The organism is Bacillus cereus group sp. BfR-BA-01408 (assembly GCF_022663305.1).
GTDB lineage: Bacteria > Bacillota > Bacilli > Bacillales > Bacillaceae_G > Bacillus_A > Bacillus_A pacificus.
Window position 1 is genome coordinate 20,282 of sequence record NZ_JAKUFF010000005.1, and the last position, 15,283, is coordinate 35,564.

Consider the following 15,283-nt stretch of genomic DNA (forward strand, 5'->3'; position numbering starts at 1 on the left):
CCCGCTCATTCTCAAAAACATGACTTGGACTTATATGTATGGAGGTGACCATGATGGTATGGTATGACATTGTACTAAGATTATTTATTGCAATTATTGTAGGTGCTTGCATCGGAATGGAACGACAATGGAGACATAGGATGGCTGGGCTACGGACAAATGCTCTCGTATCACTTGGTGCCTGTATATTTGTTTTATTATCCGTCATGATTGATCACGATGCTAGCCCTTCACGTATTGCCGCTCAAGTCGTCAGTGGGATTGGTTTTTTAGGAGGCGGCGTTATTATCCGCGATGGTTTTAGTATTAGGGGGCTTAATACTGCGGCTACCCTATGGTGCGCAGCTGCTGTTGGTACTCTTACAGGCGCTGGTTTCCTCATTGCAGCTATATTAGGTGCAGCTGGCGTTTTACTAGCAAACATACTACTTCGCCCAATCGCTCTCTTTATGAATCAAAAATCAAAAGAAGAATCACCTGAACAAACGAACTACTTACTTTCTCTTACTTGTTCAGAAGAACATGAAGCCCATATTCGTTTTTTACTTATGCATATGGTAAGTTCTGAAGGCATTGGTTTAAAAGAATTGTATAGTGAGGACGTAGACTCTAATCAAAAAGTATGTATACAAGCGACATTACACTGCAACACAAATACAGCAGTCTTAATTGAAAAAATAGTGAGCAGAATGCTATTAGAATCTGGCGTTACTGCAGCTGGTTGGAAAACTTCATTAGATTTAGAAGCAAGTTAAAAATGAAAGGTGTCATGATATTTACAGTTTCATGACACCTTCTACATAAACTTATTTTCTAATTTTTGCTGAAAAGACTTTTCTTGCTTACGTAATAGTTGACTACCTCGTTGTAAAAGCGGCATTCCATACTTATCATTAATTTGATCAATGACAGCAAGTAGCGGCTCTTCTTTCGCATCTTCTTCAAATGAAAACAGATCTAATTGCTTCACCGATTCAGTCTTCCACTCTATTTCAGTAGCTGTAACACCTAATAAACGAACGGAATCGCCGTCCCAATGTTGCTTCCATAAACGAGAGGCCGCTTGAAAAATATCTCGTTCTTCCCAAATGGCATTTTTCAATTGCTTACTCCTCGTTACTGTCCGCCTATCATGATATTTAATCATAATCTGAATATTATAGCTGACAAGAGTTCGCTTTTGTAATCTTTTACTCACTGATTTTGATAGCCTTTCTAACATATCAAGTAATTCTTTTTCTTCATCCATATCCTTTGAAAAAGTCATCGAATTACCAACGCTTTTATGTTGTCCCATTTGACTCGGATCAACTTCTCTATCATCCACACCTTTTGCCCTTCTTTGTAAATCAACACCATGCTTTCCAATTTTAGCGCGAATGATATGTTCATTTCCTTTTGCTAACTGTTCAATTGTTTGTATATGAATATCTTTTAATTTCTCAGCTGTTTTTTCTCCAATTCCATGCATCGCTCCAACCGGAAGCGGCCAAATCATTTCTGGAATATCTCGTTTTCGGAGCACGGTAATACCGAGAGGCTTTTTCATATCAGAAGCTGTTTTTGCTAGGAAAAGGTTTGGAGCAATTCCGATGCTACACGGCAACTGTAACTCTGTTAATAACGCTTGCTGAATCATCTTTGCTATTTCAAGAGGCGAACCGAGTGCGTAACAATCTGTAATATCTAAATATCCCTCATCTATTGATACTGGTTGTATTTTTTCCGTAAAACGGGAAAGGATTTGAAACATTTGAAATGAAGCTTCACGATATAATGTAAAATTAGGGCGCCTTACAACTAATTGTGGACATAACCTTTTTGCTTCCCAAAGTGGCATCGTTGTACGTATTCCATATTCTCTCGCCTCATAACTACATGTGATGATAATTCCTTTTCTTTCTTTTTCATTTCCAGCAACCGCTAACGGCTTCCCCTGTAATGATGGGTCATGAGCAATTTCAACAGATGCAAAAAAACAATTCATATCTACATGTAAAATAACACGGCCCTTTTTCGGATACATTTCTCGCATAGTACTCCCCCAACTAGAACATTCGTTCTTTTATTATATCAAATTTTGCACAATAATTATAATAATTACTTGTTCTTTTCTATCATATTTATTGCTATAATTTAAACAAAGTGGATATATTTGTAATCAGGGGTGATTATTATGAAATCGACTGATAAACTCAATTATACGTTTCTCGTAATTATACTAATCGTCGCAATCAATTATTTACTTCTTCCTATTTTTGATATTAACATAGCTGGTTTTCTCCCTCGCCTAGTCCATGTAGTAACAACTTACATACTGCCATGGATTTTCTTGTATTGGCTTATCCGCCTTGTAAAAGTAATCGAATCAAAATAAAAAGCGTGTAAATCAGTTGTGATTTACACGCTTTTTCTATTACATTACTTCGCTACTTCTTCAATAATTGCAACAACTAATTCTGCTGTTTTCGCTAATTCTTCAACAGGAATCTTTTCATTTGTTGTATGAATTTCTTCATAACCAACTGCTAAGTTAACTGTTGGAATGCCGTGTCCTGCAATTACGTTTGCATCACTTCCGCCACCACTTTGGTGAAGAGAAGGTGTACGACCAATTTTTTCAGCTGCACGTTTTGCAACTTCTACAACGTGATCGCCATCAGCAAATTTAAATCCTGGATACATAACGTTTACTTCAACGTCTGCATGACCGCCCATTTCTTTTGCAGTTGTTTCAAATGCTTCTTTCATTTTCGCAACTTGCGCTTCCATTTTTTCATTGATTAAAGAACGCGCTTCTGCAAAGATTTGTACGTGATCGCAAACGATATTCGTTTGTGTACCACCTTCAAAACGTCCAATATTTGCAGTTGTTTCAGAATCAATACGGCCAAGTGGCATTTTCGCAATTGCTTTCGCTGCGATAGTAATTGCAGATACACCTTTTTCTGGTGCTACACCAGCATGAGCTGTTTTCCCGCGAATAATCGCATTCACTTTCGCTTGTGTTGGAGCTGCAACAACGATTTCACCAACTTTTCCATCGCTATCTAATGCATAACCGTATTTCGCAGTAATGCGCTCACGATCTAATGCTTTTGCACCAACAAGACCAGATTCTTCTCCAACTGTAATAATAAATTCAATTGTACCATGAGGGATATTTTTCTCTTTTAAAACACGGATTGCTTCGAACATGGATGCTAATCCTGCTTTATCATCTGCACCTAAAATCGTAGTACCATCTGATACGATATATCCATCTTTAATAGAAGGCTTAATTCCATTACCAGGAACTACTGTATCCATATGAGAAGTAAAGTAAATTGTATCAACACCATCTTTTGTTGCTGGTAATGTACAAATTAAGTTACCTGCACCATGCCCAGTAACAGCCATTGTGTCATCTTCAAATACTTCTACACCTAAATCTGTAAATTTCTTTGTTAATACTTTGCAAATTTCTGCTTCAAATTTCGTTTCAGAATCTACTTGTACTAACTCCATAAATTCATTTACTAAACGTTCTTGATTAATCATAAGACTGCGCCTCCTGCACTACCATTATGTATGTAACACTATTAATTATAACAGAATTTCGCAAAAGTTTCGAAATACAAGACAAAAAACAGACGGTTTATATGTCTAGATAACCATCTGCTTTCTATTACTCATTTAACAATACCCAGCGCATATGATCTTCCCACACTCCATTAACCATTAACATCTTCCTAGACACGCCCTCATACTGAAAACCTATCTTCGTCACGACTTGTATAGATGCTAAATTTCGTGGCATAATCGGTGCTTCTATACGATGTAATTGAAATTCCTCAAAAGCAACTTGAATCGCTTTTCTAAGCGCTTCTGTCGTATAACCTTTGTTTAACTCTTCCTTATCTAATTTATAGCCGAGTACACAAGATTGGTAAATTCCACGAACAATTAAATTAAATGAAATACATCCAATTATTTTCGTATCATCACCTTTTTTAAAAATCCAAAGCCTGATGATTTTACCTTCTGCGATCTCTTTTCTATCCTTTTGTAACTTTTTCTTTTGATAATCTAACGTAAAAAAATCATCCGGTCTATACTCTTCCCAGGCTTTTAAAAATTCACGATTTCTGTCGTAATATTGAAGAACTTTTTCAGCATACGACTCATCAATTTCCCTTAAATGTAAACGATTTGTTTCATATATTTTCATCATCGTATCTCCATTCTTCAGCTTGCATAACAAAAAACTTATACCCTATCATTTTTATATATTCTCTACGTACATACAAATTTCCTGTTATACTTTACACACACTTCTCGAATTTTGTCATTTCTCTCCCCCTTGTTCACAATATCATTTCTCGTTACAATGATATTGTACTGATTTGCAAGGAGGTTTAACGATGCATAAAAAAGCTCAAAAAGTTATGATTTATGTAATGCTAATTTCTATGCTTGTAACAACATTACTTGCTGGCGCAAGTATGTTTTGGTAAAAAGGACGATCTGTTCGTCCTTTTTTTACTTTTTACACATAATAAAATAAACCATCTCGAAATCGAGATGGTTTATTTTATGTAAAGCACAATCGCTACAATGCTAAAGGAAAATGACATTACAAGTGCTATCACAAAACTTGTATATTGTTTCTGCTGAAATGCCCCAATAACAAAAGTAAGATTAAGTAATACCATACATACAATCGCTACAAGATAAGAACATATATTAAAAGTTGCCAATATGAATGTAATAATAAATAGAAATCCCATAAAAAACTGCATATACGAAAGTTTTGGATTCAAGTACATATGAGCAACTCCTTTATCTAATTTGATCTTTCTATACTCTCATTAACGCATGGTTATGTACACATGTCAAGACAACTTATTACAATAGAAAAAACCAACTTTTTCGTTGGCTTTTTCATATGCAATGGCTCCTTTTTCTTTTGCCAATTGCTGAAATGATTTTTTCGATTTTACAATCCACACTTTCGTTCCAATTGGAATACGATCAAATAAATACTCCACATCATTTTTCTTCATTCTTATACACCCTTGTGAAATATACTTTCCAATTGAACTCGGTTGGTTTGTTCCATGTATTCCATATTTACTCCCATCAGTTCCTCGTGCATTAAATCCCATCCACCTAGATCCAAGTGGATTTTTCGGTGATCCCCCTGGAATATCCTTTGCAATATAATACGGATCCTTTGCTTTCATTACAATATCAAAAGTTCCCTCTGGGGTTAATTCATTTGTTTTTCCTGTCGCGACTGGAAAAACCTTTTGAATCTTCCCATCGTCAATATAAGCTAGTTTATTCGTCGCTTTATTTACAATAATAAAAGGATCACCGGCACGTGGATTATCACCAAGGGGCCAAATAGGCGATAAAGAAAGACATAATAGGAAAGAGAGAAGATACGGCATAAATCATTCCTACCTTCTATATAAGTTCTTTTATATTATCCTTTCCCTTAAAACGACTTTTAATGAGTAAATATTGTTCCATTTCGTATACAAGTTGAACAAGTTTCGCACGTATCTCAAATTCTTCACGTGTAGCCGGCAATGGCATCTCTCTAAATAATTCTCTCATTTCTTGAAGCTGTCTTAAAGAAATAACCCCGGTACTCTGAGGGCTAATAGCATTACTAATGTTTTCAACCACATCGGCAATCATGTCAGCTTGTTCATATGTCCACGATAAAGAAGCTGCTAACGGAATCATTCGCTCTAAAATTTCGAATTGTTGCATGCGCATATTAAAATAACGATAGTAATAGTCATCTTCTCGCATAAATGCATTCTCAAGTTTCTTAAACGATAAATCTCTAGCTTCATTTAGCATCTGTTCAGTTTCAATAAGTTCTGCCCCGCTCCAACTACTTTCTCGATTTCGTAAATACACAACCATTTCAAACAAAATCGTTTTAAAATTACTTTCTATTTTATCTTGATACTCTTTTAGTTTATTTTCACTACTTGGCATATACATATTCACTAAGAGAGCCACGCTAATCCCTATCGTTAATATCGCAATTTCATTTCCAACAATAAGCCATGTAATTTGTTTCAATGAATATAGATGCATCACAATAACTGAACTCGTGACAATACCTTCTTGAATTTTAAGCATAACTGCAGTCGGAATAAATGTAAGTAATAATACGCTAATTGCTAGTGGTGTATATCCAATTGTCTCAAAAATACAAAATGCGAACACCATTGATAATACACAAGCTAAAAAACGATGTAACGATACTTGAAGTGATTTACGTTTCGTATTTTGTACACATAATATAACTAAAATACCCGCTGAACTATAAAATTCTAATCCTAATAACTGAGCAATAAAAACGGCTGCGCCTGTCCCTATTGCTGTTTTTACTGTACGGTATCCAATTTTGAACATAGCATTGCTCCTATATGTATAAACGTATTTACAGTTAGTATAAAAAAAGGATGACACAATGTCATCCTTTTCTACTTATTATTCACGTATCCTTTACATATTACAATATTTTTTGTAAAAATTGTTGTGCACGCTCACTTTTCGGTGCTGCAAAAAATTCTGCTGGCGCACTATCTTCTACAAGTTTTCCACCATCTAAAAAGAGAACACGATCTGCTACTTCTTTTGCAAATCCCATTTCATGTGTAACAATTGCCATTGTCATTCCTGTCGTAACTAATGATTTCATAACTTCTAGCACTTCTTTTACCATCTCTGGATCTAGTGCTGATGTCGGTTCATCAAATAACATTACTTCTGGTTCCATTGCTAACGCTCTTGCAATTGCTACACGTTGCTTTTGTCCGCCAGAAAGACGATTCGGATACGTATCTTTTTTATCTAATAAGCCGACCTTTTCTAAAAGTTTTTCGGCTTTCTTTTCAGCTTCTTGTTTCGTTACTCCTTTTACATTGATAGGAGCATACGTAATATTTTCTAATACAGTCATATGAGGAAATAGGTGGAAATGCTGAAATACCATTCCGACATTTTCACGGACGTGCATAATATTCGTTTTCGGATTCGTTACTTCTTCCGTTCCAATCCAAATGTGACCATTTGTCGGTGCTTCTAACACATTCATACAACGTAAAAATGTTGATTTCCCTGATCCAGACGGTCCAATAATCGCTACTACTTCCCCTTTTCCAATCGTTGTTGTAATTCCTTTTAATACTTCGTTTTTTCCAAATGATTTATGAAGGTTTTCAATTTTAATCACTTTTCTTCATTCTCCCTTCAATTGCCTTCCCGACTAATGTAAGAATAATGACTAGCATATAATAAATGAGTCCAACAAAAAGTAATGGTTCAAGATATTTAAATGTCTCCCCGCCTACGATGTAAGCACGGCGCATTAAATCCGTTGCGCCTATTACTGTTACTACAGCCGATTCTTTCGTAAGTGTCGCAAACTCGTTTACAAGTGCCGGTAATATATTTTTTAAAGCTTGAGGAAAAATGATATTTCGCATCATTTTTCCGTATGGAATTCCTAAAGCCATCGCCGCTTCTGTTTGTCCTTTATCAACCGCTTGAATGCCGGCACGGATTACTTCTGACATATATGCACCTGAATTTAAGCTAAATGCAAGTACAGCTGCTAAGAATGCCGGTATTTCATAACCAATTATTTGCGGGACACCGAAATAAATAATCATTAATTGCAATACAAGTGGTGTACCACGGAAAATTGATGTATAAAGATCTGCCGCTATATTTAATGCTCGTATTCTAGCAATTTTGCAAAGCGCTAATAACGTCCCTAAAAGAAACCCTGCTAAAGCTGATACTGCTACAATTTTCAAAGTAACTTCTAGACCTTTTAATATATACGGTATCGAAGGCGTAATCGCCGAAAAATCTAAGTTCATTCTTTTCATTCCCCTCACAGAAAAGTGAAAGGCAGCTTATTTTTCGCTGCCAAACCATTTCTTCACTAATTTATCCATTTCTCCATTTTCTTGCATTTTTTTAATTACTTTATTAAATTCAGCTGTTTTGTCACTGTTTTTCGGAAGGGCAATTGCTGCTCCAACTTCTTCTGGCGCTTCTTTAATTTCAATTCCTTGTAAATCTTTCATTTTCTCTAAATAATTTTTAGCAACTGTGTCTTCTATAATTGCAGCGTCAAAACGACCAGCTTTAATTTCTTGTACGATTTCTGGTATACGGTCACGTCCCTCAACTTTGAAATCTACTTGTTTTTTAAATTCTGCTGCTTTCTCTTCTTGAATTGATCCTGTTTGTACCCCTACTTTTTTCCCTTTTAAATCCTCTACAGATTGAATGTTAGAATCCTTTTTAGAAACGACCATGTTTTTCGCAACGAAATAAATATCTGTGAAATCAACATTATTTTTACGCTCTGCAGTTGGCGTCATACCTGCCATTACGAAATCAACTTTTCCTGAGCTAAGAGATGCTAATAAACCACCAAAGTCCATATCTTTCACTTTCACTTCATAACCAAGTTCTTTTCCGATATATTTAGCAACATCAACATCAAAGCCGATAATTTCATCACTTTTTGAAGCTTCTACGTATTCATACGGTTTATAATCTGCTGAAGTCCCCATAACCAGTACTTTTTTATTTTTTCCAGTAGCCTTTTCTTCCCCATTACTACAAGCACTAAACATACTTACAATCAAAATAAGTGCAAACGATATTGATAATAACTTCTTCATCTTTCTTCCCCCTAATAATGTATATTTAAAAGTTTAATAGAATATTTATTCGATGTTTGTATTGTATCAGCACTTTTATTTTTATGCAATATATAAAATAAAAATAAATATAAACCAAGTGAAAATACCGTTATTCATGTATAAAAAGATGCATAAAATAATAAAACCATGCATATCCCACAAATTTTAATACGAAATAAAAAAAGGCGGTACATCCACTTGAGTGTGGACGTACCGCCTTTTCATTTATTTTTATAAGGACTTATAATCAGTTGGGATGAACCACCTCTACTGATTATAGTTCTTCACAATTCTCTTCGAAATACGATTGTAGTTTTGCAATAACTTGCATCGGTTCATGACCTTCAATTTCATGACGCTCTACCATCGTTACAATTTTTCCATCTTTTAATAAAGCAAATGATGGAGAAGATGGTGGGTACCCTTCGAAATATTCACGAGCTCTTGCTGTCGCTTCTTTATCTTGACCTGCAAACACCGTTACAAGGTGGTTAGGACGTTTATCATAATGTACAGAATGCGCAGCAGCAGGACGAGCAATACCACCTGCACAACCACATACAGAGTTGACCATTACAAGTGTTGTTCCATTTCTTTTAAACGCTTCGTCTACTGCTTCTGGCGTCGTCAATTCTGTATATCCAGCAGAGACAATCTCTTCACGCGCTTGGCGGACAACATCATTCATAAAAAAGTTAAAATTAATCAATCTTTTCCCTCCTCTAAAACTACCTATTTGTATCTTACCAGTTAATGTTTATGAAATACAAGTAAGTTTACTTGTATTTCAGCATAGAAAAGGTGTTAGAGCTCTTGCTCTAACACCTTTTCTTAATGACCACGATGTTTTTGCTTTGCTTTTTGTACTTTGATTAAACGTCTTCTTTGTTTTTCAGCCTCTCGCTTCTCCTTAGATTGCACTTTCTTTTCTTGTTTATGCAGTTCATAAGATAAGCTAATTGCCTCTTGCGCCTTAGTAAAGCGGTTTACATTTACTTCTTTTGCTGCTTGTCGTATGATCCGCTTTATATTTTTGGGACGCTGTTTTTCTTTCACTTCCACGCCACATTTTGCAAAGTGCTGAAAATACGCTAACATTGAACCGTTCACAAATATAAGCACTTCTTCGTCTGAAGGTTCCGTTCCAAAAATATACCTCGCTCCATACAACTTCCCTTTTTCTTTACATGTAATGATTCCAACAAAAAATTGGCCATCGTGATATACTGTCAAATCCATTGACAGCCCCCCCTAAAAAAATTAGAAATACGGGACATCCCGGAGGGGAAGGTTACTGACATGAAATCATGCGTCTGGACTACCAACCAGAACTGTGTTTTTGTATTTCTTTCACTATTATTATATCTTTTTTTCCATAATCTTCATATATTCACTAATCATTTTTTTATGCGACCCAACAATATAGTCAGGTAGTTCTGTTAGTGGGAAGAATTTAAGCTGAACCGCTTCTTCTTTGTTCATAACAAAATCTCCATCGTATTCGTCCGTATAATAAGCGGTCGTTACAGATTGAAATTCATCACCGTTTGCTAATTTTGTAAAATAGTTCGCTCCAGAAAACACATTGATTAATCGTAGGTTCTTCACCTTTATTCCTGTTTCTTCGTATACTTCACGAAAAGCAGTTTCTTCTGGTGATTCACTAAGCTCCATTAATCCGCCAGGCAGCCCCCATTTTCCGTAAGGCTCTGTTCTTTGTTGCAATAATACATATCTATTTTCATTTATAACGAGTACAACAGCACCAACTAAAATTAAAGGGCGATGACCAACTATTTTCCGTAATTCTTCTACATATCCCATCGTATCCCTCCTTTTTCGTTGTCCACACTATTGTATCATATGTATGAAACGACAAAATGCGTATATTTTTCATTTTTTTAACAAAATATTTATTTTATGTGCTTCATCTACTGTAGCTAACAAAATGGATTCAACTTCTGCGTTTTTCTCTAGAAATTCTCTCGCCCATTCTTCTGTTTTCCCTAATAAAGCAAGAACATCTTGCTGAATGCTCCCATCCTTTACTAATACAAAAGAGACTGGAGATTTTTTTCCCGCCACTTTTAGATCAAGTCGGGAAGCTGCCTCATATTCTGGATACCGAAATATAGAAACGACACCGTTCGCTTCCCATAATGCTAATTTGATCGTTTGAATATCGCTCACATTTCGCATACGAAGTTCTGAAAATAAATATTCCACCGTAATTCTCGCTTTTTTCAAATTGCTAAAATCAATGGAGCCGTTGTGTATAAGAATGATAGGTGCTGGCTCTAAAAAGCGTCTCCATCTATCCCATTTCAACATTAAAACTGAACTTATAATATGAAGTACAACGAGTATAAACGTTGTAATCATCGAGCCCATTAATCCTACTTTTTCATCAGACAATGCGTTAGAAATATTCCCGCCAAGCAATAACACTAATACAACATCTAAAAAACGAAGTTGCGCGATGGATCTTTGTCCCATTGCTTTCGCAACTAATATTAAAAATATGTATGCTATGATAGCCCGAATAACCCATTCACTATTAGAAAGATGCCGTGCTCCCTCAAAAATATGCATATGCATCACTTTGCACTCCTTACATCCCAAACTGCTAGTCCGTTTTAGTTTGCAACGTTTATGCGTATATATGTAAAAAAAGCTGGTTCGTTTAAAAACGAACCAGCTTTTTTTACTTAACTGAAAACATATATTTTTTATACGTTTTCCGTACCGATAATATGAGCCCCATCATAATCATATTCGAGAATAAGGAACTTCCCCCATAAGATAAGAAAGGTAATGCAATCCCTTTTACAGGCATTAATCCAACGATCATACCGATGTTTTGGAATATTTGAACCGTTAATATCCCAATCGATCCAGCACATAATAATGTACCGAATAAATTATCAGCAGAATAACCGATAATAATTGTTCTATATAGTAGTAATAGGAACAAGAATACAACTAACGCTGCTACGATAAATCCACCTTCTTCGGCAATTGTAGCGAAAATAAAGTCTGTATGCTTCTCAGGGATATAAACGTTCCCTTCGCCAAACCCTTTCCCTTCCATACCGCCACTACCTACAGCTAAAATTGATTGCTGTGTTTGATAACCTTGATCTGTATGTTCAAATGGATCTAACCAACCTAAAATACGTGATTGTTGGTGCGGTTTTAGTAGCGTAACTAACTTATTAAAGAAGAAATCCTCATACCTTACGTAAATAAATATTAACGTAGATAGTATAGTGACTGGAATAACTGTACATAACGCTATCAATTTCTTCTGAATACCTGACATGAATAAAATACATGCAATGGCAGCAGCATATAAGAACACCATCCCTGTATCCGGTTGGCTATATACAACAGCAATAGGCGGGAGGGATACTAGTACAATTTTACCTACTAATTTTAAGTCCGTTTGGAATGTCCTTGCCATATACTGCGCATTATGTTTCACTGCTATACTTGCTACCACGAGAAGCAATGAAATTTTGAAAAACTCAGATGGTTGAATTTGTCCAACTAACGGAAATACAAACCATCTTTTTGCACCTAATTTTTCAGGTGTGAAAGTCGAAACCGGTAGTATTTTCAAAAGAATAAGTGAAGCAAATCCAACGATATAAAGTGGCCAAGACAATTTTTGTAATTGATCTAAGTCAATGCTTGCAACAAGCAATAACAATACAACCCCAATTATGTAGTTCAAACCCTGTTTCATTGCAAAGTTTGCCTCTCCATATTGGCCAGTTTGCTGACTGCTATATATAGCAGCTATACTCGTAACACATAATGCTAACAAAATTAATATTAATTTTACATCTAAACTTTTTAGAAACTCGGTACTTCTTTTCATGACATCCTCCTGAAACATTGTTACAGCAAAATAAAAAACCAGGAGTCAACATTCTTCATGTTTTGACGACTGATTACACATTATCTATAAAACACTTATATAGAATAACTCTCTTTTTCATACAATACAATATATTATACTACAGTTTCATCAGTAAGATTTGCCAAAAAAATTATTCTTTTCTTATTTTATATCCATATACCATATATCAGCAATGTATTTTCATAAATTCCTAATACATAATCGTTCATTGTAAGATTACTGGGAAAGGTATTATACATATAGTAGGATGTAGATGAAGAAATAGGATGATAAAAAGCTCGCATAAGCGAGCTTTTTATTTAATATACAGATGTATTATTTTCTGACGTATTTTCTAAAATTTCTTTTACACGTCCTAAGAACTTACCACAAATTAAGCCATCTAGTACACGGTGATCAAGTGATAAACATAAGTTAACCATGTCACGAGCACCAAACATGCCATTATCCATAATTACTGGGCGTTTTACAATTGATTCAACTTGTAAAATAGCCGCTTGTGGGTAATTAATAATACCCATAGATTGAACAGAACCGAATGATCCTGTGTTATTAATTGTAAATGTTCCGCCTTGCATTTCGTCCGCTTTTAACGATTTCGTACGTACTTTTCCTGCAAGTTCTGTAATTTCACGAGCAATGCCTTTAATTGTCTTCTCGTCCGCATGTTTAATTACTGGTACAAATAGTTCGTCCTCTGTTGCAACAGCGATAGAAAGGTTAATATCTTTCTTCTGAACGATTTTATCGCCAGCCCACATTGAATTAATTTGAGGGTATTCTTTTAACGCTTGTGCTACTGCTTTTACGAAGAAAGCAAAGAACGTTAAGTTAAAGCCTTCACGCTTTTTGAAGTCACCTTTAATTGAATTACGGTATGACACAAGGTTTGTCACATCTACTTCAATCATCATCCAAGCGTGTGGCGCTTCGTGTTTACTACGTAACATGTTCGCTGCGATTGCTTTACGCACACCTGTTACTGGAATTTCGATATCGCCAGGCATTGTTGGTACAGAAACTGGTTTCGCAGATTCTACTTTTTGCGCTACTGGCGCTGCTTTTGGTGCTTCTGGACGCGCTTCTACTACTGCTGCTACCGCTTCCTCTTTCTTCGCCGCACCTGCTTGCGGAATATTTCCAGATTCCACTAGCTTTAAAATATCTTTACGAGTGATACGGCCGTTTGCCCCCGTACCTTCTACTTGATCTAAATCAACGTTATGCTCACCCGCAAGTTTTAACACAGCTGGTGAAAAACGAGGTTTTCCATCAGTTGGTTGTTTTGCTTTCGGTGCTTTTTCAGGCGTAGCTACTTCTGCCTTTGGTTCTTCTTTTGTTTTTTCCTCAACAGCTGTTGCCGCTACTTCATCTGCGCCTTCTACTTGAATTACACAAACTACTTCACCTACAGCTAACGTATCACCTTCACTAGCGATTAACTCTTTCACAATACCAGTGAAAGAAGATGGTACTTCAGCGTTTACTTTATCAGTCATTACTTCTGCAAGCGGATCATATTTGTTTACGTGATCGCCAACATTCACGAGCCATTTACTAATTGTACCCTCTGTAACGCTCTCCCCGAGCTGAGGCATTGTAATATTTTCTACAGCCATGTATAGTCCCCCCGATTAAAATTCCGCAAGTTCACGCATTGCTTTTTCAACTTTATCTGGATTTACCATAAAGAATTTTTCCATTGTTGGTGCATATGGCATTGCTGGAACGTCTGGCCCTGCAAGACGTGCGATTGGTGCATCTAAATCAAACAGACAGTTTTCAGCAATAATTGCTGCCACTTCACTCATAATACTTCCTTCTTTATTGTCTTCTGTTACAAGAAGAACTTTACCTGTTTTAGAAGCTGCTTCAATGATTGCTTCTTTATCTAATGGATATACAGTACGTAAATCAAGAATGTGTGCAGAGATGCCATCTTGTGCTAACTTTTCAGCCGCTTGAAGAGCAAAATGAACACATAATCCGTATGTGATAACAGTAATATCATCACCTTCACGTTTTACATCTGCTTTTCCGATTGGTAATACGTAATCATCTTCTGGCACTTCACCTTTAATTAAGCGATATGCACGCTTATGCTCAAAGAATAATACTGGATCTTCATCACGAATTGCAGCTTTTAGTAAGCCTTTTGCATCATATGGTGTAGAAGGGATAACGATTTTTAAACCAGGTTGGTTTGCAAACATCGCTTCTACAGATTGTGAATGATACAATGCACCGTGAACACCGCCACCAAATGGCGCACGAACTGTAATTGGACAAGTCCAATCATTATTAGAACGGTAACGAATTTTTGCTGCCTCAGAAACAATTTGGTTTACTGCTGGCATGATGAAATCCGCAAACTGCATTTCAGCGATTGGACGCATTCCATACATTGCTGCACCAATTGCGACCCCAGCGATTGCAGATTCTGCAAGTGGTGTATCTAGCGCACGATCTTCACCAAATTGATCATATAATCCGTGTGTCGCTTTAAACACGCCACCTTTTTTACCAACATCTTCACCTAAAACGAATACTTTCTCATCGCGTTCCATTTCCTCGCGCATTGCTAATGTAATAGCATCAATATAAGACATTACAGCCATGAAACGTT

Annotated in this window: 19 protein-coding genes; 3 read left to right on the top strand and 16 right to left on the bottom strand. The window is 36.1% G+C overall.

Features of this window, described 5'->3' with window-relative positions:
- The first annotated feature begins 53 nt into the window (after window positions 1–53).
- Window positions 54–755 carry an MgtC/SapB family protein gene (locus MR083_RS04400; protein ID WP_000262355.1) on the top strand — a complete coding sequence of 234 codons (702 nt, stop codon included), beginning with the start codon at window positions 54–56 and terminating at the stop codon, window positions 753–755.
- 41 nt (window positions 756–796) lie between these two features.
- Here the strand turns inward: MR083_RS04400 and MR083_RS04405 are convergent, their stop codons facing one another.
- Complete coding sequence (locus MR083_RS04405; RefSeq protein ID WP_001208836.1) at window positions 797–2,035, bottom strand: DNA polymerase IV; 1,239 nt, start codon at window positions 2,033–2,035, stop codon at window positions 797–799.
- A gap of 141 nt (window positions 2,036–2,176) precedes the next feature.
- On the opposite strand from MR083_RS04405, the gene MR083_RS04410 reads away from it, so the two are divergent.
- Window positions 2,177–2,377 carry a hypothetical protein gene (locus tag MR083_RS04410; protein ID WP_000842872.1) on the top strand — a complete coding sequence of 67 codons (201 nt, stop codon included), beginning with the start codon at window positions 2,177–2,179 and terminating at the stop codon, window positions 2,375–2,377.
- A gap of 44 nt (window positions 2,378–2,421) precedes the next feature.
- Here MR083_RS04410 and MR083_RS04415 read toward each other — a convergent pair whose 3' ends face one another.
- Entirely contained in the window at window positions 2,422–3,540 is a 1,119-nt protein-coding gene (locus tag MR083_RS04415; protein WP_000609808.1) for a tripeptidase T, read from the bottom strand.
- A gap of 127 nt (window positions 3,541–3,667) precedes the next feature.
- Window positions 3,668–4,213 (bottom strand): GNAT family N-acetyltransferase, encoded by a 546-nt coding sequence (locus MR083_RS04420; protein WP_001993297.1) that lies wholly within the window; start codon window positions 4,211–4,213, stop codon window positions 3,668–3,670.
- Window positions 4,214–4,403: 190 nt separating this feature from the next.
- Here MR083_RS04420 and prli42 point away from each other — a divergent pair, with 190 nt between their 5' ends.
- The gene (gene prli42, locus MR083_RS04425) at window positions 4,404–4,496 is read left to right on the top strand and encodes a stressosome-associated protein Prli42 (protein WP_000549038.1); all 93 of its coding nucleotides are present in this window, start codon (window positions 4,404–4,406) and stop codon (window positions 4,494–4,496) included.
- A 72-nt stretch (window positions 4,497–4,568) separates the two neighbouring features.
- On the opposite strand, the gene MR083_RS04430 is transcribed toward prli42, so the two are convergent.
- The 13 genes from MR083_RS04430 to bfmBAB all read right to left on the bottom strand — a co-directional run bounded on the left by MR083_RS04430 (window position 4,569) and on the right by bfmBAB (window position 15,275).
- Window positions 4,569–4,808, bottom strand: a complete 240-nt coding sequence (locus tag MR083_RS04430; RefSeq protein ID WP_242268625.1) for a DUF3894 domain-containing protein — start codon at window positions 4,806–4,808, stop codon at window positions 4,569–4,571.
- Window positions 4,809–4,874: 66 nt separating this feature from the next.
- On the bottom strand, window positions 4,875–5,435 hold the full coding sequence (locus MR083_RS04435; protein WP_001146556.1) for a L,D-transpeptidase: 561 nt from the start codon (window positions 5,433–5,435) through the stop codon (window positions 4,875–4,877).
- 16 nt (window positions 5,436–5,451) lie between these two features.
- The gene (locus MR083_RS04440) at window positions 5,452–6,420 is read right to left on the bottom strand and encodes an aromatic acid exporter family protein (RefSeq protein ID WP_000472684.1); all 969 of its coding nucleotides are present in this window, start codon (window positions 6,418–6,420) and stop codon (window positions 5,452–5,454) included.
- A 100-nt stretch (window positions 6,421–6,520) separates the two neighbouring features.
- The gene (locus tag MR083_RS04445) at window positions 6,521–7,243 is read right to left on the bottom strand and encodes an amino acid ABC transporter ATP-binding protein (protein WP_000590225.1); all 723 of its coding nucleotides are present in this window, start codon (window positions 7,241–7,243) and stop codon (window positions 6,521–6,523) included.
- Entirely contained in the window at window positions 7,236–7,895 is a 660-nt protein-coding gene (locus MR083_RS04450) for an amino acid ABC transporter permease (RefSeq protein WP_001046921.1), read from the bottom strand. The genes MR083_RS04445 and MR083_RS04450 overlap by 8 nt, the downstream gene beginning before the upstream one ends.
- 36 nt (window positions 7,896–7,931) lie before the next feature.
- Entirely contained in the window at window positions 7,932–8,711 is a 780-nt protein-coding gene (locus tag MR083_RS04455; protein WP_048550733.1) for a transporter substrate-binding domain-containing protein, read from the bottom strand.
- A 295-nt stretch (window positions 8,712–9,006) separates the two neighbouring features.
- Window positions 9,007–9,420 (bottom strand): BrxA/BrxB family bacilliredoxin, encoded by a 414-nt coding sequence (locus MR083_RS04460; RefSeq protein WP_001998211.1) that lies wholly within the window; start codon window positions 9,418–9,420, stop codon window positions 9,007–9,009.
- A gap of 143 nt (window positions 9,421–9,563) precedes the next feature.
- Window positions 9,564–9,971 (bottom strand): YjdF family protein, encoded by a 408-nt coding sequence (locus tag MR083_RS04465; RefSeq protein ID WP_000366594.1) that lies wholly within the window; start codon window positions 9,969–9,971, stop codon window positions 9,564–9,566.
- A gap of 120 nt (window positions 9,972–10,091) precedes the next feature.
- On the bottom strand, window positions 10,092–10,556 hold the full coding sequence (locus tag MR083_RS04470) for an NUDIX hydrolase (RefSeq protein ID WP_014481752.1): 465 nt from the start codon (window positions 10,554–10,556) through the stop codon (window positions 10,092–10,094).
- A gap of 69 nt (window positions 10,557–10,625) precedes the next feature.
- Window positions 10,626–11,330, bottom strand: a complete 705-nt coding sequence (locus MR083_RS04475) for a DUF421 domain-containing protein (RefSeq protein ID WP_000550966.1) — start codon at window positions 11,328–11,330, stop codon at window positions 10,626–10,628.
- 106 nt (window positions 11,331–11,436) lie between these two features.
- Window positions 11,437–12,615 carry an FtsW/RodA/SpoVE family cell cycle protein gene (locus MR083_RS04480; RefSeq protein WP_016718455.1) on the bottom strand — a complete coding sequence of 393 codons (1,179 nt, stop codon included), beginning with the start codon at window positions 12,613–12,615 and terminating at the stop codon, window positions 11,437–11,439.
- A gap of 341 nt (window positions 12,616–12,956) precedes the next feature.
- The gene (locus MR083_RS04485; RefSeq protein WP_000257678.1) at window positions 12,957–14,276 is read right to left on the bottom strand and encodes a dihydrolipoamide acetyltransferase family protein; all 1,320 of its coding nucleotides are present in this window, start codon (window positions 14,274–14,276) and stop codon (window positions 12,957–12,959) included.
- 15 nt (window positions 14,277–14,291) lie between these two features.
- The gene (gene bfmBAB / locus MR083_RS04490) at window positions 14,292–15,275 is read right to left on the bottom strand and encodes a 3-methyl-2-oxobutanoate dehydrogenase subunit beta (protein ID WP_000290076.1); all 984 of its coding nucleotides are present in this window, start codon (window positions 15,273–15,275) and stop codon (window positions 14,292–14,294) included.
- Window positions 15,276–15,283: the final 8 nt, after the last annotated feature.